At 42.7% G+C, this 640-nt stretch carries 1 protein-coding gene; it reads left to right on the forward strand.

Annotated features, from left to right (window positions below):
- A partial coding sequence (locus ACFVAJ_RS21725; RefSeq protein ID WP_376947951.1) for a conjugal transfer protein occupies positions 1 to 640 on the forward strand: 640 nt, incomplete at both ends.

Consider the following 640-nt stretch of genomic DNA (forward strand, 5'->3'; position numbering starts at 1 on the left):
AAAACCTGTTGAAAGGCGCAAAATCATTTATTTTCGCAATCCAATGAATGGGTTGAACGAAAAAAAAGAGGCGCTTGCTGCACCGTCTAAACAGAAAATGCAATCCGACCGCCCCAAGTTGACGGCGCAATTTATTGAAAGGGGGAGACAAATGGGATTAGGCGGTTTGAAAGAAAAAGTGTCCGACATTTTTTCAGACAATAAGATCAAGCGGAGCAAAAAAGAAAGCCGTAAATTGCCAAAGGCACGAAATGGTAAAGGCGCTGTCATATTTATTTGGCTGCTGATCGGTGTTGTTGGATTGTCTGGAATATTAGCTTTTGGTCGTTCGCAAAATGCACTGAATCGGTCTAAAGCTACTGCAACGGCACTCGCTGCTGTTACGGCTGGTCAGGATGAAAACGGATATGATGTTTACCGCAGTCCGAAAATGGAGATTTTCGCTAATCAAGTGGTCGATGAATACATGAATATTCCGCGCGATAGTGACCAAAAGAAGGCTCGTGAAGAAGCGCTCAAAAGTTATTATGCAGAAGGTTTAACGGTTGATCTAACTGGTGATGTAGGCGGATATAGGAAGTTGAATAATAAAACGCTGTATGATGTGCAGTTTGCCGATGATAAAGCGATCTTACAGTAC

The sequence above is a fragment of the Agromyces sp. NPDC057679 genome (assembly GCF_042799635.1).
In the GTDB taxonomy this organism is placed as follows: Bacteria; Actinomycetota; Actinomycetes; order Actinomycetales; family Microbacteriaceae; genus Agromyces.